This window comes from Desulfovermiculus halophilus DSM 18834 (genome assembly GCF_000620765.1).
GTDB lineage: Bacteria > Desulfobacterota > Desulfovibrionia > Desulfovibrionales > Desulfothermaceae > Desulfovermiculus > Desulfovermiculus halophilus.
On sequence record NZ_JIAK01000022.1, the window covers coordinates 1 to 17,692 of the forward strand.

Genomic DNA, 17,692 nt, shown 5'->3' on the forward strand with positions numbered 1-17,692 from the left:
ACGCAGATCTTCGCTGATCACTGACAAGAAAAGGCTTCTTTTCTTATCAGCGCGGATCATCTTTATCAGCGGTAAAAATCTTTTCTTCTTTTTACTTCTACAGATCCGCCATCAGGGTCAAATGAGAGAAAAGGGGCAGGTTGGATTTGACAATTTTGCTTTCGACCAGGTCAAATACCTGTGAGGTCCTAGGATAGACCCGGTTAAACAGACCTTCGGTCTACGGCTTTGCCGCCCCAGTTAAATTCAAGAAGGTTAAACGGGGTAAATGTTTAACTGGGTGAAGCGGAAGTTTACCTCTGTCGGTGGTGTGGAAGGGGTGTACTCCATGAAAAGGTTGGGAGTTTGAAATGTAGTCAGGTTGGTGTTGTAAGATGATGTGTGTTGCTGTAGTGGTTGTTGCCTTTTAGCTGAATTTCGGATATCTTGATACTTAATGGAACCACCTGAATTTCCACTTCAATTCATTCAGTCTTGTGTCAGGTCCAGGAATATGTTTTGGACCTATCACGTAAATATGCGACTTCGACAGAGATCAATACGTCGTTCTTGGATTTTGGAATCTGTTGAGAGCTATATTCTGATCGAATCTTACCCTGAGGATAAGTACTTGCCAAGTTGTTTAGTGTGGTCAAAATACGATGATGAAATATTTCATATTCTTCTTGGTGTAGATACAAACGAGAATAATGTACGTGTAATTACATCCTATAGGCCAGATCCTGCTGAGTGGACTAACAATTTCAAGAAAAGGCGTATCAAATGAAATGCCGATTATGTGGCGGGAACATGGAGAGTATCCGGACAGATCTTCCTTTTAAACTTGAAGATCACCGGATCATTGTGGTCAAGGATGTCCCAGTGGAGCAATGTATTTTCTGTGGTGAGTACGAATTGACAGATACCGTAATGGAGCAACTGGAAATACTTTTCGATTCCATGGATGAGTCATCAGAGCTTGAAGTGAGACGGTTCGCTGCATAAGAATATGACTTACCCAAAGGAGCATAAAGGGACAGACACCTTTTCTGAGGTAAGCCATGAAATTCAGAGCCGTTATAAAGCAAACCGATGGCTGGTGGATTGGCTGGTTGGTGGATCTGCCCGGTGTCAATGCTCAGGAAGAGACCAAAGAAGAACTTCTGGAGTCTCTCAAGGTTGGCGCTCAAGAAATGCTTGAAGCTGAAGTCCCCTTTGAACCTGGATTTATGATGGATGCTATAGACATACCTGAGCCTGAATGGGCTTAGTGCTCAGTAAGTTATATGGACAGGACTTATGATGCCCACCTGGACAGAGATCTCCAAAACAGAACATGCAAACAAGTAGTTCATTGCCCGCAAAGGATATTCCTTTCTTCGCTGATCACTGACAAGAAAAGGCTTCTTTTCTCATCAGCGCGGATCATCTTTATCAGCGGTAAAAAGCTCTTTCGCTTTTTCTTTCCGCAGCCAGCCCTTCGGTGGCAAAAGAGAAGAAATAATCGCAGATTACGCAGATCTCCGCTGATCTATGACCAGAGGCCTTTTTCCTCCCATCAGCGTTGATCATCTTTATCAGCGGTTAAGGCTCTTCCTCTTTTCTTTCCGCAGACAGCCCATCAGGGGCAAAAGAGAAGAAATAGCCGCTGATTACGCAGATTTTCGCTGATCACTGGTGCTAGGCATGCCGGTACCAGCCTATCTAGTCAGCTTTCGGTACTTGATCCGCTGCGGCTGCAGGGCGTCCTGGCCCAGGCGGCGCTTCTTGTCCTCCTCGTATTCGCTGAAGTTGCCGTCGAACCAGACCACCTGGCTTTCGCCTTCAAAGGCCAGGATATGGGTGGCCACCCGGTCCAGGAACCAGCGGTCGTGGCTGATGATCATGGCGCTGCCGGCAAAGCTCTGCAGGGCGTCTTCCAAGGCCCGCATGGTGTTCACGTCCAGATCGTTGGTCGGCTCGTCCAACAGGAGGAGGTTGGCCCCTTCCTTGACCATCATGGCCAGATGGACCCGGTTGCGCACCCCGCCGGAGAGCTCGCCAACCTTGCGCTGCTGCTCAGCGCCGGTGATATTGAACCGGGCCACATAGGCCCGGGAGTTGACCTCCCTGTCCCCCAGGCGGATGGTGTCCTTGCCCCCGCTGATGGCCTCCCAGACCGTCTGCTGTGGATCCAGCTTCTCCCTGCTCTGCTCCACGTAGGCCAGCTTGACGCTCTGGCCCAGGCGCAGGGTGCCGTCGTCCGGCTCTTCATTTCCGGTCAGCATGCGGAATAGGGTGGTTTTCCCGGCCCCGTTGGGTCCGATGATGCCCACGATGGCTCCCGGAGGAACGGTAAAGGACATGCCGTCCATGAGCAGGATGTCCCCGAAGGCCTTGCGCACCTGATCGGCCTCGACCACCACGTCGCCCAGGCGGGGTCCCGGGGGGATGACGATCTGCAGGTCTTCACTCTGGGTGTCGGCTGCTGAGAGCAGATCGGAGTACTTGACGATCCGCTCCTGGTTGTGCTTGTGCCGGTCCTCGGGGCTCATATGCAGCCACTCCAGCTCTCGGGCCAGGGTGGTCCGCCACTTCTTGTCCACCCGTTTTTCCTGCTGCATCTTGGTCTTTTTCTGCTCCAGCCAGGAGGCGTAGTTGCCCTTCCATGGCACGCCCACCCCCCGGTCCAGCTCCAGGATCCAGCCGGCCACGTTGTTCAGGAAATAGCGGTCGTGGGTCACGGCGATTACCGTGCCGGGGTAGGCCTGCAGATGGTGTTCCAGCCAGGCCACGGTCTCCGCATCCAGGTGGTTGGTGGGCTCGTCCAGGAGCAGGATGTCCGGCTGGCGGATGAGCAGGCGGCACAGGGCCACCCGCCGCTTCTCCCCCCCGGATATGTTTGCGACCTGCGTGTCTCCGGGAGGGCAGCGCAGGGCCTCCATGGCCATATCCAGACGGCTCTCGATATCCCAGGCATTGACCGCGTCCAGCTTGGACTGGACCTCGGCCTGGCGATTGATCAGCTTATCCATGGCCTGGTCGTCCATGGGTTCGGCAAACTTGGCGTTGATTTCCTCGAACTCCTGCAGGAGGTCAAAGGCTTCCTGCGCGCCTTCGGCCACCACATCCCGCACGGTCTTGGCCTGGTCCAGCTCGGGTTCCTGCTCCAGATAGCCCACGCTGTACCCCGGAGCCAGATGGGTCTCGCCCTCAAAGTCCTGGTCCACCCCGGCCATGATCCGCAAAAGAGAGCTCTTGCCCGAGGCGTTCAGGCCAATGACCCCGATCTTGGCCCCGTAGAAGTAGGACAGGGAGATGTCCTTGATTACCGGCTGGTGGTTGTAGTGCTTGCTCACTCCCATCATGGAGTAGATGATCTTGTTCGGTTCGTCGTGGCTCATAGGTTGTGCTCGCTTTGGTGGTTTTGTATGAAAGGACCGAGATACCCCGTACAGATGAGAATCTTCAGTCGCTACGCTCCTTTAGAACGACAAGAGGGGGCATCAGAACAATCCGGCGGGCCGCCATTCTTTTTTCTTGCCATTCTGAGCGAGTCTGGGAGCGAAGAATCTCTGATCAAAGTGATTATCGCTCCTGCAACAGCTGGGGCATGACCGGACCTTGAAAGAGCCGGGCAGGCGCCTGGCGTTCCCGGAAGCGCAAACGTGCCTGCGCCTTGGCAGGCATGCGGGGTAGTTGATCTTTTTGGGCCCAAATACTACATTTGGTGCATATTGAGATCAACTCTTTTACGGAGGGGTGGGATGGAAGTCAATGTCAAAGAAGCCGGGGCCTCGCTGAGAAAGACCCCCTTGAATCTTGACAGGGGCAACATTTAGGTTCTTCGACGTAGCCTGTGGATTTTTGGAGTTTGCCATCTCTTCTGTGTGCCCACTTTCGGCCCGGTATTTTCTAAGCCCCGCCAAAGGGGGATGCCTGCCCCCTCCCGGCTACTCACGTGCAGGTCACTGCTTTTTGTATGAAAATAATGCTCTAAGGTCTTGTTTTTACAGGATGTGTTATTTTCATGCTTCGTTGTGCCTGCGCTTTGGCAGGCATGTGGGTTTGTGTGACGAAAGCTTATCATACACGTGAGTGCCGGGTGGCGGGACCAAGAAAATGTGCGGGCCTTACGCTCACGGCACACAGAAGAGACGGCAAACTCTTATGTATGCAATTCCACTTTCTGTGTCGAAGAGCCAACATTTACAAGTGATCCAATCTTGGAATGTTGGGATGACATTGCCACGCACCTTTCAGGTGCTCGCAATGACGGGAAAGTCAATGAAAATCATGTTTCCATGAGTTGCTGAATCCAATGGAGGATTATATGTCCCGTGTGCTTATTGAACCAGCTGATTATACCACCTGCCTGCCGGCTGTGCGCAAGGCCCTGGAGCTTTTTCCCCAGGATATGGCCGGCAAGAAGGTGCTGATAAAACCCAATGTCCTGCGCATCGCCAAGCCGGAGGAAGGGGTGGTCACCCATCCGGCCCTGCTCCAGGCAGTGGTCCGGGCGGTGGAAGACTACAAGCCGGCCTCGATCGTGGTCGGGGACAACCCCGGCCTGTTCAACTATGGGGACAACGAGCGCTGCTTTGAGCAGAGCGGGCTGATGGAGGCCGCCCAGGGCTACTATCAGAACATCGGGACGGATTCGGTCCAGATGGACTTTGATCCCGAGCTTTTGCCCCGGGTCGGGGTATCCAAGGCGGTCCTGGACGCGGACGTGGTCATCAGCCTGCCCAAGTTCAAGACCCACGGCCTGACCGTGATCACCGGGGCGATCAAGAACAGCTACGGCATCCTGCCGGGCGGACTCAAGGCCAAGCTGCACAAGGCCTCCAAGACCCCGGAGCGGTTTCAGGAAACCATTGTGGATGTCTTCCGGCTCCGGGTCCCGGACCTGTTCATTATGGACGCCGTGGTGGGCATGGAAGGCAACGGTCCGGCCTCTCCGGACCTGCGGGACATCGGCCGCATCCTGGCCGCGGACAATGCAGTGGCCATGGATGCGGTGATGGCTTCCATGATGGGCCTGGATCCGGGACGGCTGCGCTCCCTGCACAAGGCCAGGGATCTGGGCCTGGGAGATTTTGATCCGCAGGGCATTGAGATCATAGGCGATCTGGTGCGGATTCCGGACTTCAAGCTCCCGCCCCTTGGCGGGGAGGACCATATGGCCAATGCCGATATCCAGGAGATGATGCGGAGCAAGGCCGGACTCAAGCCCCGGGCCGATCCGGAGCTGTGCACCGGGTGCGGGGAGTGCATCGAGCACTGTCCGGTCTCGGCCCTGGAGATGGGCGAGGACAACATCCCGGAGGTGGATGCCGATACCTGCATCACCTGCTTCTGCTGCCAGGAGCTGTGTCCGGAAAAGGCCATGAGTCTTCAGTGATGGACGCTGAAAAAAAGAAGTTGAAGAATCACCGTCCCAACCACCCCTGTCCTCCTTGCCAGGGAGGGCATCGCACACACCTGACACCGCGGGCAGGAGGAAGGCCCAGAGGGCAGGCATTACGCTAAAGCGCGAAGCCTGCCCCTACACAGAGGATCACGGTTCTGGGCCAAACAAAGTACAGATATTGACAATATGCACCCCGCTTTCTTCGTAGGGCCAATCCTAGACGGCTTCCGGTCACGCGTCTGCGCGCAATTGTCCTCAGAGGAGGCGGTTTCCGCCACGCATCTGCCCTCTGAGGATAAAACCCACGGTGTCATGTGTGTATAAAGACCAGCTTGGCAAGGAGGGGCAGGGGTGGTTGGATAGTGCCCCTTTCCTTAGATTCTTCAGTCGCTTCGCTCCTTCAGAATGACAAGAGGGGGGCATCCGAACCATCCGGCGGGGCGTCACTCTCCTGTGGGTCATTCGTAAGCGAGCCTGCGAGCAAAGAATCTCTTCTGATTGCTTTTTTCCCGGGGTTCATGGATAGTTGGATAGAAGCTCAGGATATGAAAATGGGCTCTTCGACACAGAAAGTGGAATTGCATACAGAAGAGATGGCAAACTCCAAAAATCCACAGGCTACGTCGAAGAACCTGAAAATGGCTGCAGCTGTTTGCAGCATGTTCTGAATCTCCGGATCGCCAGGAGAGGAAGCCGCCATGGACCCCAAAAATGTCTTTTTCATCGGCCTGAACGATTTCAACCTGTCCAAGCTCAGATCCATCCGCAACGCCGAGAGGTATTCCTTCCATGGCCTCTTGGATCCCTCCGAAATCCTGGATACCTACGATTTCCCCATTGCCGACATGCTGGACAGGGCCGAAAAGCAGCTGCGCAGATGGCAAAAGGAGACCGGAAAAGAGATCCACGGGATCGGGGCCTATATGGATTTTCCGGTCAGCACCATGCTGCCCCTGCTCTGTGCCCGGTTCGGCAAGCTTGCCCCCAGTCTGGAGGGCCTGCTCAAGTGCGAGCACAAGTATTGGAGCCGCCTGGTGCAGCAGGAGATCATCCCGGAGCATATCCCTCGGTTTCAGGCCTTTGACCCCTTTGAAGATGGTGTTTACGAACGCATTGAGCTCGAGCCGCCCTTCTGGGTCAAGCCCATCAAGGCCTCAGGGTCCCTGCTCGGTTTCCGGATCGAGAACCGGGACGATTTTGAGCGGGCCATTCCCCAGATCCGGGCCAGATCCATCTCATCTCCGAGCCGTTCAACTATGTCCTGAGCCAGGCCGATCTGCCCCCAAGGGTCGCCGGGGTTCCGGGGCACTTCTGCCTGGCCGAGAGCATCATCGGGGGGCGGCAGTGCACCCTGGAAGGCTATTCCTTTCAAGGCCGGGTGGAGCCTATCGGGATCATCGATTCCATTCGCTACGAGAACGGGATCAGCTTTTTCCGCTACGAATATCCGTCCACCCTGCCGGATGTGGTGCAGGAGCAGATGATCGCGATCAGCAAAAAGGTCATCCCCTATATCGGGTTCGACAACTCGGCGTTTAACATCGAGTACTATTGGAATCGGGAACAGGACAGAGTCTGGCTCCTGGAAATCAACACCCGGGTCTCCGAGTCTCACAGCGACATCTTTGAGAAAGTCGACGGCCAATCCAATCAGCAGATCACTGTGCAGGTGGCCTGCGGGGAAGAGCCCGACTTCCCGCACAGACAGGGGGAGTTCACCTGCGCGGCTAAGTTCTTCTGGCGGATTTTCAGCGGTGACGCGGAAGTGACCCGGGTGCCCTCAGGTCAGGAGATCGAACACGTGCAGGAACGTATCCCGGGAGCCGTTGTCCGGCCTCAGGTCGCGGCCGGGATGAAGCTCTCCGATCTTCTGGAGCAGGACAGCTACAGCCACGCCATCTGTCATCTGTTCATCGGCGGGAAGGATCAAAAGGAGCTCCTGGACAAGTATCTCATGTGCCAGGAGATGCTGCCCTTTGAATTTCAGCCGGTTGCAGAATAACTTGCCAGGACCGCCGCTCCTGGATCGGTATATTTCGATTGTCGTGCAAGAAACACCCCCCAACCCCCCCTCAAGGGGGACGGGGATAAAGATCGGCAGCGGCTATGGTTCTGTGCTGTGTTGTATTTCCAGAACCGCGGTTTTTGGTGTCCAAACCCACATGCCCGAAGCGGGAACAACGAAGCATGAAAATAAGGCTCTTCGACACAGAAAGTGGAACTGCCTACATAAGAGTTTGCCGTCTCTTTTGTGTGCCGTGAGCGGCAGGCCCGCACATTTTCTTGGTCCCGCCACCCGGCACTCACGTGTATGATAAGCTTTCGTATGAAAAACTGTTATGAGTTAATAGTTGGGATAATCCAAATCGAAATCGGGATCGCTATCGAAATCGAAAGAATATGTCATTCCGTGCAGCAGGAACCCTCAGTTTATGGATAACGATTTCGATACCGATCCCGATACCGACTGGGACTGGTTACCCAATCGGATCCTGATAACTATTAACGGATAACTCATACTGAGCCTGGGCATAGAAACCCCAAAAGGAGCACAAGGCCGTGAAAATTGTCAGCACCTTTCCTCGCCCGGTCCGGGAGATATTCAATGAGTGGATTCCCATGTCCGACGGATGCCGGCTGGCCGCCCGGATCTGGCTGCCGGAGGACGCGGAAACCGATCCCGTCCCGGCTATCCTGGAATATATCCCCTATCGAAAGAACGATCTGACCGCAGAGCGGGATGTGCAGCACCATGCATACATTGCCGGACACGGCTACGCCTGCGTGCGGGTGGATATCCGGGGCAGCGGTGAATCCGAAGGCGTGCTGGAGGATGAATATCTCCAGCTGGAGCTGGATGACGGACTGGAGATCATCCAGTGGCTGGCGGAGCAGCCCTGGTGCTCGGGCCGGGTGGGCATGATCGGGATTTCCTGGGGCGGGTTCAACGGCCTGCAGCTGGCCGCTCTCCAGCCCCCGGCCCTGAAGGCGGTTATCTCTTTGTGTTCCACAGACGACCGCTACTCCGACGACATCCATCACATGGGCGGCTGTCTGCTGGGGGACAATCTGTCCTGGGCCTCGACCATGTTCAGCCACAACAGCTGTCCGCCCGATCCGCGGATTGTGGGGGACTCATGGCGGGACATGTGGATGCAGCGGCTGGACGGCAGCGGGCTGTGGCTGGCCAAGTGGCTCAAGCATCAACGCAGGGACGAGTACTGGAAGCACGGCTCGGTGTGCGAGGATTTCTCCTGCATTCAGTGCCCGGTCATGGCCGTCAGCGGGTGGGCGGACGGGTACTCCAACGCGGTGATGCGCCTTTTGGCCAATCTGCAGGTCCCGCGCAAGGGGCTGATCGGCCCCTGGAGCCACCTCTATCCCCATTTGGGCCGGCCGGGGCCGGCCATTGGATTTCTGCAGGAAGCCCTGCGCTGGTGGGACCAGTGGCTTAAGGACACAGACACCGGGATCATGGATGACCCCATGCTTCGGGTCTGGATGCAGGAAAGCGTGGCCCCGTCCACCAGCTACGACCACCGGCCGGGACGCTGGGTGGTGGAAGATACGTGGCCGGGCCGGAATACAAGGCCTGTGGACTATCATTTGGGGTTTGCCTGGATGGGGTCGCAGGAGGAGATACATGAGGAGGACGGGCTGACCGTGCAGTCTCCACTCAGCGTGGGCCTGTTTGCCGGGAAGTGGTGCTCCTACAGCGCGCCCCCGGATCTTCCCCACGATCAGCGGGATGAGGACGGCGGGGCCATGACCTTTGATTCCGATGTGTTGGAAGAAGATATGGAGATTCTGGGCCCGCCGGTGGTGGAGCTGGATCTGTCCTCCAACCGGCCGGTGGCCATGATTGCCGTCCGCCTCTCGGATATCCTGCCCGACGACAAAGCCACCCGGGTGACCTACGGGCTGCTCAATCTGACCCATCGCAACGGCCATGAGCATCCAGAGCCCCTTGAACCGGGGAAGCGGTACCGGGTCAGGATCCAGATGAACGATATCGCCCAGAGATTCCCGGCCGGCAATCGGATCCGCCTGGCCATCTCCACTGTGTACTGGCCCCTGGCCTGGCCTTCCCCGGCCCCGGTTCGGCTGACCGTGTACCGGAAGACAAGCCGGCTTATTCTGCCGGTTCGCCTCCCCAATCCCAAGGATGCGGAGGTCAGGCCCTTTGCCCAGCCGGAGGCGGCTCCTGCCCTGAACAAGACATTGATCCAGCCCACCCGGCAGTCGTGGACTGTGGTCCGGGATTTGGCCAAGGACGAATCCAGGCTGGAGGTGATCAACGACGAGGGCGTGTACAGGATTGATGATATCGACCTGGAGGTGGCCAGCAAGGTCATTGAGAATTATGTCTTTTGCGATGACGACTACAATTCCCTGCGCGGAGAGACCATATGGGAGCGCAGTTTCAGGCGCGGAGCGTGGGAGGTGACCACAAAGGCCCGGACCCTGCTCACATCAAGTGCAACCCATTTTCATATCCGGGCTGATCTGGACGCCTTTGAAGGGGACAGCCGGGTGTTCAGCCGAAGCTGGGATGAACAGATCCCCCGGGATTTGGTGTAGGGCTCTCATCGAGCATGCAGTTGGCATTGCAATGTCATTGTATTTACGAATATCTGTACTTAGCAGATGTCACTGCAAAAAGTCGCATTCCGTTCATTTGCGATGAAGTCTGGAATTGTAACCCTTTGTTTTTAATGACCTCTGACTTCTGATCTCTGATCTCTGACTTCTGGCGAGGGCAAAAACCATTTTTGCTATCGCATCTTCGCGGGTCGCCTTGACAGGATGTTATTACCCCTTACTATTATGCATATGAGTAAGGAGGCAATTATGAGTCATACTATCAAGCTTACGAGCAAACGACAGGCTACCTTTCCTGTACAGCTATGCCGGGAGCTTGGCATTCAGCCTGGGGATGAACTTGTGCTGGAGCGAAAAGAACTTGAGGAAGGTCCAGTTTGGATCCTAACATCCCAGAAACAACACTCTCAAACTTGGTTTGGCCGTTTGAGCAAATACGCTTCAGGCAAGAGCCATGAGATGGAAGACATCCGCACATCTATTGGATCAGGTCTGGGAAGGAAAATATGACCTCTGTTGGTTTGGATACATGCGTTGTTTTGCGATTATTAATGGGTGTTCCTGAAGAACAAGCTCAGAGAGCATTTTGGTTTGTTAAAGATTGTTACCAGAAACAGATAAAGGTCCAGGTTTCTGACCTGGTCATCCAAGAAACATATCATGCACTGTCCTATCACTATCAGGTTCCTGTAAAAGAAGCGGTGGAATGCCTTCGTGATTTTCTAGCCTCGAAAATGGTCACCAGTACCGGACAGGCTTTGCTGGTCCTTCAAGAGTATCCGGGAGCAGGTCCTGGATTTGCTGATCGTCTCATAAGAAGAGATTATCTTCAGGGCACGGTCGATACGGTGTTTACCTTTGATAAGAAATTTTCTCAGCTCTCCAATATGCAGAAGCTCTAATGGGCTCTTCGACACAGAAAGTGGAATAGCATGTATAAGAGACGGCAAACTCCAAAAATCCACAGGCTACGTCGAAAAACCCTGTAATGTATGCAGGAATTGTGATATGGCTGATGCTCGGCCTGAGAATATTCGATCCGATGTCCAGGAGCTGGACCAGGAAACGGTGCAGATCCGGCGGATCGAGTAGGGGCGAATAATCATTCGCCTTCTTTGGGGCTGAGCAGAAGACAGAAGACAGAAGACAGAGGTCAGAGATCAGAAGTCAGTGGGCAGTGGACAGGGGTCGGAAGTCGGAAGACAGAAAGAAGAAACACCCCCCGTACCCCCCCTCAAGGGGGGACGGAAAAGAATCCGGATATCAGACGACGGTAGTCTGTAGACGGAAGACAGAAGACAGAGGTCAGAGATCAGAAGTCAGTGGGCAGTGGACAGAGGTCGGAAGTCGGAAGACAGAAAGAAGAAACACCCCCCGTACCCCCCTCAAGGGGGGACGGAAAAGAATCCGGATATCAGACGACGGTAGTCTGTAGACAGAAGACAGAGGTCAGAGGTCGGAAGTCAGAGGTCGGAGGTCGGAAGACAGAGATCAGAGATCGGCCTCAGGCCTGGATCCGGGGGATTGAGTGTAGGGGCGAATAATCATTCGCCCTCTTGGAGCTAAGCAGAGATCAGAGGTCAGAGATCAGTAATAAGACGATTTTTTGCAGTCCCGTCCCTGTAAAAATCAGTGTGTCTAACTGGATACGGGAGTATGAGTGCAATGGCCGAGTATCAGAATCTGGTGTCCTTTATTCAGGATCTGCATGTCTTTTTGGCCCGTCATCCGGGGATGAAGGAGAAAGTGGTGGACATGGTCGAGACCTACCGCATGTGCCGGCAGCGCTCCCATGGAGACCTACCCCCGGATGTCACCCTGGGGCCTGGCTTTGAAGAGATGTACGCCCATGTCTTTTCCGAAAACGGCGGATGCCAATGGTGCAGAAGCAGGGTGGAGAAGCTGGAGCGGATCAAGCTCTCGGAAAGCGCACAGCTCATCGAGCAGATCATCCAGGGCATTACTCCGCAGGATCTTTAGCATTCCATTTGCCCCCTCTCTTCGTGCTCATCCGGAGCTGTTCAGGGCCATATCCAACCCGCAGAGGAAAAAGGTGCATCCGGCCGGTATCTCGGTCACGGTCCCGGAAAAGGCGGCGATCAATTCCCGGGCCCTGCGATCCGGTTCCGGGTCCCCGGCCATGGCGGCCAGGCGGAGCAGGTTGGAGAGCATGACGCTGTTGCCGGAGGGAATGGCCCCGTCGGTGACCTCCTGAGGTCTGGTCAGAAGCTCTTCTCCGTCGTCCGGGGTCAGATAGAAGCCCCCCTGCTTCAAGTCCCGGAAGTGATCCAGGCATGTGCGGGTCAGATCCTGGGCCAGGGACAGATAGCGGGGATCGTGGACGGCTGAATACAGCTCGAGCAATCCCCAGATAAAGAAGGCGTAGTCGTCGAGCATGCCGGGAATGGCCGCCTGCCCGTCCCGGTAGCGGTGCAGGAGGCGTCCACTGTCGTGCATCTGGTCCAGGATGAACTCAGCAGCGGATTGTGCGTCCTGGACGTACTGCCGGTTGTCCGCCACCTGTCCGGCCCGGGCCAGGGCGGCGATCATCAAGCCGTTCCAGTCGGTAAGGATCTTGTCGTCCAGCAAGGGGCGGGGGCGGCGGCTGCGGGCGGCCAAGAGCTTGGAACGGATGGTCTCCAGCTGCGCTGAAAGGTCTTGGGGGTCTTCTCCCAGGCTTTCGGCTGCCTGGTGCAAGGGGCGGGGAAGATGCAGAATGTTCGCCCCGGTCCGGCGTCCGCTGGCCTCGTCCGTATAATTTCCTTCCAGAGTGAGGCCGAAGACCGTTTTGGCCAGCTTGGCTTCCTCCGGGGTGAGCACCTCCTCGATGTCCTGGTTGGTCCATACGTAGAACTTCCCTTCTTCCCCCTCACTGTCGGCATCTTCGGCGGAATAGAAGGCGCCGGAGGGATGGCGCATATCCTGCGTGAGATAGCCGATGGTCTCTCCTATGACCTGGGGATAGAAGTCGTCCCCGGTGTGCGCATAGGCTTCGGCCAGAGCCAGGACCAGCATGGCCTGGTCGTAGAGCATCTTTTCAAAATGGGGCACCAGCCAGGTCCGGTCCGTGGAGTAGCGGTGGAACCCAAAGCCCAGCTGGTCGAAGATGCCGCCCCGGCGCATGGCCTGGAGCGTGGTACGCACCATGTCCAAGGCCGTAGTGCTTCCAGACCGCTTCCAATAGCGGAGCAGAAACAGAAGGTTGTGCGGGGCGGGGAACTTCGGGGCCTGCCCAAAGCCGCCGTATTCCGGATCGTAGCGGTCAGCAAGGCCGTCGAAGGCAGCCTTGAGCACGGATTCGTCCAGGGTGACCGTGGAGGCTTCGGGGGTCAGGCCTTGCAGCGCCCCGGCCACCTTCCGGGCCGAGTCCAGCACCCGATCCCGGTCGTGGGTCCACATCCGTGTGATCTGGGCCAGAAGATCCAAAAGCCCGGGCTGGCCGAAGCGGCTATGCTTGGGGATATAGGTGGCGGCGAAGAAAGGCTTTGCGTCCGGGGTCATGACCACGGTCAGGGGCCAGCCGCCCCGTCCGGAGATCAGGCGGCAGGCGTTCATATAGATCTGGTCGATGTCCGGGCGCTCCTCCCGGTCCACCTTGATGGAAACAAATCCTTGGTTCAAGGCCTGGGCCACGTCCTGATCCTCAAAGGATTCGTGTTCCATGACGTGACACCAGTGGCAGGTGGCGTAGCCGATGGACACGAAAAGGGGACGATCCGTCTGTCTGGCCAGGGCAAAGGCATCTTCGGACCAGGGGTGCCAGTCCACCGGGTTGAAGGCATGCTGCAAGAGATAGGGGCTTTTCTCGTGGATCAAGTGATTTCCAGGGCCTGGTGTGTCTGACATACAATCTCCTGAACGGATACCACCTTGTTGGGATAATCCAAATCGAAATCGGGATCGCTATCGTAATCGAAAGAATATGGTTCTTCGACATAGCCTGTGGATTTTTGGAGTTTGCCGTCTCTTCTGGATGCACACTTTCGGCCCGGTATTTTCTAAGCCACATGCCTGCCAAGGCGCAGGCACGCTTGCGCTAACGAAGCATACAAACGATTTCGATACCGATACCGACTGGGAGTCGCTACCCAATCTGATCCTGATAACTATTAACGAATAACTAATAACAGTTTTTCATAGAATATGTCATTCGGTGCAGGAGGAATCCTCAGCTTATGGGTATCGATATCGATTGCGAACCCGAAGAAAGAAAATCACAACAAACGGCTGCACTAAACGCTCATTCTTCGCGCCAGTGATCATCAGCGTTTGTTCGGTTGCGGTGACCTCGGCGGCCCATGGGATGGATGCCGCATGCTGTATATGCTAGAATAATCATATTCATTCAAATAACAAGGAATAAAGACTATGCCGGCACACAACAAGGACGTCGCCTCCATGTTCGAAGAGCTGGCCGATATCCTGGAGATTGAAGGGGCCAATCCCTTCCGGGTCAGGGCCTATCGCAACGGGGCCCGGGCTGTCAGCGGGCTTGCGCACAATTTACGCGAGCTGGTCAGCCGGGAGGAGGATCTGACCGAGTATCCCGGCATCGGCCGGGAGCTGGCCGGCAAGATCAAGGAAATTGTGCAAACCGGGTCCCTGTCGGCTCTGGAGAAGGCCAGGCAGCGGGTGTCGCCGGAACTGGTCAGCCTCCTGCATGTTCAGGGCCTGGGGCCCAAACGGATCAAGGCCCTGCACGACGAGCTGGGGGTGAACTCAGCGGCTGATCTGCAGCAGGCGGCTGCGGAGGGCAAAGTGGCCCAGCTGTCCGGGTTCGGCCCAAAGATCCAGAAGAATATCCTGGCGGAGGTCAAGCGGTTTCAGAGCCAGGAGAAGCGGTTCAAGCTGGCTGTTGTGGAGGATGTTGCACAGGATCTGGTCCGGCAACTGCAAAAGCAGGAAGGAGTGCAGGAGGTGACAGTGGCCGGAAGCTTCCGGCGGCGCAAGGAAACAGTGGGCGATTTGGATATCCTGGTCACCGGGTCCGGTTCGGACGAAGTCATGCAGGCCTTGATCGAGTACGAGGATGTGCGGCAGGTGCTGGCTCACGGGCGGACCAAGTCCTCAGTGGTCCTGAAAAACGGGCTGCAGGTAGATCTGCGCTTTGTGGAGCCGGAATCCTTCGGCGCGGCCCTGCATTACTTTACCGGCTCCAAGGCCCATAATATCGCTGTCCGCCGCCTGGCCCTGGATCTGGAGCTCAAGGTCAATGAATACGGAGTCTTCCGGGGTGAGACCCAGATCGCGGGCGCAAGCGAGAACGAGGTGTACTCCTGCGTGGGGCTGCCCTATATTCAACCAGAACTGCGGGAAGACAGAGGGGAGCTGGAGGCCGGGGCAAAGGGGCTGCTCCCCACGCTGATTGAAGAGACGGACCTGCGGGGGGACCTGCATGTGCATACCACGGCCTCGGACGGGATGAACACCTTGGAAGATCTGGCGCAGGCAGCCCGGGAGCTGGGCTATGAATACCTGGGGATAAGCGATCATACCCGCAACCTGGGCATGGCCGGCGGTCTGGACGAGCAAAGGCTTGTGGAGCAGATCGAGGAGATAGAGGCTGTGAATGACCGCCTGTCCGGGATGACCCTGCTCAAGGGATCAGAGGTGGATATCCTCAAGGACGGGAGCCTGGATCTGCCGGATTGGATCCTGCAGAAGCTGGACCTCTGCATCTGCTCGGTGCACACAGCCTTCAACCTGTCGGCTGAGAAACAGACCGAGCGGATTCTGCGGGCCATGGACAACCCCAACTGCACGATTCTGGGGCATCCCAGCGGGCGGCTGATCGGGGCCAGGGAGGCCTATGCCCTGGATATGGAACGTATTCTGCGTGGGGCTAGGGAGAGAGGATGCATCCTGGAGCTGAACAGTCAGCCGGACCGTCTGGACCTGGATGACATCTCCTGCAAGGCGGCCAAAGAGCTGGGGGTGAAGGTGGCCATATCCTCGGACGCTCATCAGATCGGAAATCTCGGGCTGGTCCGCTTCGGGGTGGGGCAGGCCAGACGGGGATGGCTGGAGGCAGGGGATGTGGTCAATACCAGGTCCCTGGCCGAGCTGAGGGAGATTCTCCAGAGGTGGTAAAGATAAGGTGGCTGAAAGCCATAATTATTAACCCACATGCCTGCCAAGGCGCAGGCACGCTTGCGCTACCGAAGCATACAAACGATTTCGATACCGATTGTTGTGATTTTCTTTCTTCGGGTTCGTAATCGCTATCGGGATCGGGATCGAGATGCATAAACTGAAGGTTCCTGCTGCACCGAACGACATATTCTTTCGATTTCGATACCGATCCCGATCCCGATTTGGATTTGGATTTGGAGTATCCCAACTAACCACCTGCCTGCTTTTCATACAAACCCACATGCCTGCCAAAGCGCAGGCACAACGAAGCATGAAAATAACACATCCTGTAAAAACAAGACCTTAGAGCATTATTTTCATACAAATGGGAGCGCAATATAAAGAACATTTCGCACCCATCAGTATATATTTCTTTTCAATGCCGTTCTGTAGATTTCTTTATCTCTTCTTGGGCCAACAGCCAGAACAAAGACCACAACCTTATTTTCGTGGACCTGATATACCACGCGGTAATCGCCAACCCGCAGTTTTCGAAAATCGGCCAGATTTCCGGATAGTGGAGAACCAAACTGCAACGGGGCACGGGCAAGTTTCGCATCTATGGCACGCACTATTCTGCGCGCCGCAGACCGACCAACGCTTTCCAAATCGTCTTCGATTGCATGATGGTAGAGGATGGTCCATGACATGGAAAGGGACCCCTGGAACTCATGCACCAAATTTTTCAAGCATAGAGTCATGGGAAAGTGCTTTCTCGGGATCAAAGCTCTCCGAGCGAGCCAGGGCCAGGGCAGTCAGTCGAAGATCCTCGATCTCTTCCTGCATGGCTTCGTAGCTCTCCATTGACATGAGAATGGCCTTGGGGGCGTTGTTCTTCAAGATGATGAGCTTTTCGGTCTCGCCCTGTTCCAAAGCATCCAGAGTGGCGGATGTCTTTTTGGCAAGCATTGTGGCTGAGAGGTAATCAGTTGTTCGCATATGTGAAATCTCCATGCATAGTACGGTGTATAATTATGCATAGAATAATCTGCCAATCTTATTCAGTCAATTCCTGAAGGCCCAAACGGTGGAGGAAAACCGGCGGAATACGAACCACCTTCTGTGTGCCGTAGTCAAAAAAGACGGTCCCGGTTTTGGCCCTGGCCACTTCTGTTCCGGACGCCGTGTTGGTGAACAGATAGGTCAGGTCGCACCCTTTGCGCCCGATATCGGTTATGCCCAGATCCACCCCGAGGATGTCGCCGTAAAAAGCCTGGGCCCTGTAGACAATGGCCGCATCGGCAATCAGGATTCCGAACCCGTTTACATCCTGCTCCGTAAAGCCGAAGTGAACGAAGAACCTGGTCCTGGCCTCCTGGGCCAGGGTCAAGACGGCGTCATTGCCCATATGTCCGCCGAAATTAATGTCGTTTACGCGCAGGGGGATCTGGGTATGAAATGCATATTCGGAAGGAAGGTCAATCTGTACTCTAGCCATAGGTCCTCGCTGTGTCTGTTTAGCTTCATCCCGGAAAATCAGCAGCAGGTGTTGTCCTTAAGGGGCAAAGCTGAGCTTGTGGTTTTGTCTTGACAAAAAACATCAGAGGATGCCTATCATAGGTGTATAGTCTCTGCAATTCCCGTGAG

General features: G+C 55.7%; 17 protein-coding genes. 12 read left to right on the forward strand and 5 right to left on the reverse strand.

Annotated features, from left to right (window positions below; all coding sequences use genetic code 11):
- From N902_RS20195 to N902_RS17475, 4 genes are all read left to right on the forward strand, one after another.
- On the forward strand, nucleotides 1-184 hold a 184-nt coding region (locus tag N902_RS20195; RefSeq protein ID WP_034622555.1), incomplete at its 5' end, for a hypothetical protein.
- A 309-nt stretch (nucleotides 185-493) separates the two neighbouring features.
- Nucleotides 494-766, forward strand: a complete 273-nt coding sequence (locus N902_RS20650) for a DUF4258 domain-containing protein (RefSeq protein ID WP_425246743.1) — start codon at nucleotides 494-496, stop codon at nucleotides 764-766.
- The gene (locus tag N902_RS0110720; protein WP_027370933.1) at nucleotides 763-984 is read left to right on the forward strand and encodes a type II toxin-antitoxin system MqsA family antitoxin; all 222 of its coding nucleotides are present in this window, start codon (nucleotides 763-765) and stop codon (nucleotides 982-984) included. Before N902_RS20650 ends, N902_RS0110720 begins: the two co-directional genes overlap by 4 nt.
- A gap of 56 nt (nucleotides 985-1,040) precedes the next feature.
- Nucleotides 1,041-1,250 carry a type II toxin-antitoxin system HicB family antitoxin gene (locus N902_RS17475; protein WP_034622556.1) on the forward strand — a complete coding sequence of 70 codons (210 nt, stop codon included), beginning with the start codon at nucleotides 1,041-1,043 and terminating at the stop codon, nucleotides 1,248-1,250.
- Between the two features lie 429 nt (nucleotides 1,251-1,679).
- Here N902_RS17475 and ettA read toward each other — a convergent pair whose 3' ends face one another.
- Nucleotides 1,680-3,362 carry an energy-dependent translational throttle protein EttA gene (gene ettA / locus N902_RS0110730; RefSeq protein ID WP_027370934.1) on the reverse strand — a complete coding sequence of 561 codons (1,683 nt, stop codon included), beginning with the start codon at nucleotides 3,360-3,362 and terminating at the stop codon, nucleotides 1,680-1,682.
- A 929-nt stretch (nucleotides 3,363-4,291) separates the two neighbouring features.
- On the opposite strand from ettA, the gene N902_RS0110735 reads away from it, so the two are divergent.
- The 7 genes from N902_RS0110735 (at nucleotide 4,292) to N902_RS0110770 (ending at nucleotide 11,953) form a co-directional block, all read left to right on the forward strand.
- Nucleotides 4,292-5,362, forward strand: a complete 1,071-nt coding sequence (locus tag N902_RS0110735) for a DUF362 domain-containing protein (protein ID WP_027370935.1) — start codon at nucleotides 4,292-4,294, stop codon at nucleotides 5,360-5,362.
- A 707-nt stretch (nucleotides 5,363-6,069) separates the two neighbouring features.
- The gene (locus N902_RS20200) at nucleotides 6,070-6,636 is read left to right on the forward strand and encodes an ATP-grasp domain-containing protein (RefSeq protein WP_208596315.1); all 567 of its coding nucleotides are present in this window, start codon (nucleotides 6,070-6,072) and stop codon (nucleotides 6,634-6,636) included.
- 113 nt (nucleotides 6,637-6,749) lie between these two features.
- The gene (locus N902_RS20205; RefSeq protein WP_208596316.1) at nucleotides 6,750-7,373 is read left to right on the forward strand and encodes an ATP-binding protein; all 624 of its coding nucleotides are present in this window, start codon (nucleotides 6,750-6,752) and stop codon (nucleotides 7,371-7,373) included.
- Between the two features lie 557 nt (nucleotides 7,374-7,930).
- A complete protein-coding gene (locus tag N902_RS0110750; protein ID WP_027370936.1) occupies nucleotides 7,931-9,952 on the forward strand; it encodes a CocE/NonD family hydrolase in 2,022 nt (673 codons plus the stop codon).
- 270 nt (nucleotides 9,953-10,222) lie between these two features.
- Nucleotides 10,223-10,483 (forward strand): AbrB/MazE/SpoVT family DNA-binding domain-containing protein, encoded by a 261-nt coding sequence (locus N902_RS0110755; protein WP_027370937.1) that lies wholly within the window; start codon nucleotides 10,223-10,225, stop codon nucleotides 10,481-10,483.
- A complete protein-coding gene (locus N902_RS0110760; RefSeq protein ID WP_027370938.1) occupies nucleotides 10,480-10,875 on the forward strand; it encodes a PIN domain-containing protein in 396 nt (131 codons plus the stop codon). The genes N902_RS0110755 and N902_RS0110760 overlap by 4 nt, the downstream gene beginning before the upstream one ends.
- A gap of 754 nt (nucleotides 10,876-11,629) precedes the next feature.
- Nucleotides 11,630-11,953 carry a hypothetical protein gene (locus tag N902_RS0110770; protein WP_153304197.1) on the forward strand — a complete coding sequence of 108 codons (324 nt, stop codon included), beginning with the start codon at nucleotides 11,630-11,632 and terminating at the stop codon, nucleotides 11,951-11,953.
- 27 nt (nucleotides 11,954-11,980) lie between these two features.
- Here the strand turns inward: N902_RS0110770 and N902_RS17485 are convergent, their stop codons facing one another.
- Nucleotides 11,981-13,819 (reverse strand): thioredoxin domain-containing protein, encoded by a 1,839-nt coding sequence (locus N902_RS17485; protein ID WP_051564519.1) that lies wholly within the window; start codon nucleotides 13,817-13,819, stop codon nucleotides 11,981-11,983.
- Between the two features lie 522 nt (nucleotides 13,820-14,341).
- On the opposite strand from N902_RS17485, the gene polX reads away from it, so the two are divergent.
- Nucleotides 14,342-16,063 (forward strand): DNA polymerase/3'-5' exonuclease PolX, encoded by a 1,722-nt coding sequence (polX, locus tag N902_RS0110780; RefSeq protein ID WP_027370940.1) that lies wholly within the window; start codon nucleotides 14,342-14,344, stop codon nucleotides 16,061-16,063.
- 401 nt (nucleotides 16,064-16,464) lie between these two features.
- Here the strand turns inward: polX and N902_RS0110785 are convergent, their stop codons facing one another.
- Genes N902_RS0110785 through N902_RS0110795 form a run of 3 tightly spaced genes read right to left on the reverse strand, consistent with a single transcriptional unit; the run spans nucleotide 16,465 to nucleotide 17,543 of the window.
- Nucleotides 16,465-16,755, reverse strand: a complete 291-nt coding sequence (locus tag N902_RS0110785; RefSeq protein ID WP_027370941.1) for a type II toxin-antitoxin system RelE family toxin — start codon at nucleotides 16,753-16,755, stop codon at nucleotides 16,465-16,467.
- A gap of 19 nt (nucleotides 16,756-16,774) precedes the next feature.
- Nucleotides 16,775-17,044: a type II toxin-antitoxin system Phd/YefM family antitoxin gene (locus N902_RS0110790; RefSeq protein WP_027370942.1), complete on the reverse strand. Its 270-nt coding sequence runs from the start codon at nucleotides 17,042-17,044 to the stop codon at nucleotides 16,775-16,777.
- A gap of 58 nt (nucleotides 17,045-17,102) precedes the next feature.
- Entirely contained in the window at nucleotides 17,103-17,543 is a 441-nt protein-coding gene (locus tag N902_RS0110795) for an acyl-CoA thioesterase (protein ID WP_027370943.1), read from the reverse strand.
- Nucleotides 17,544-17,692: the final 149 nt, after the last annotated feature.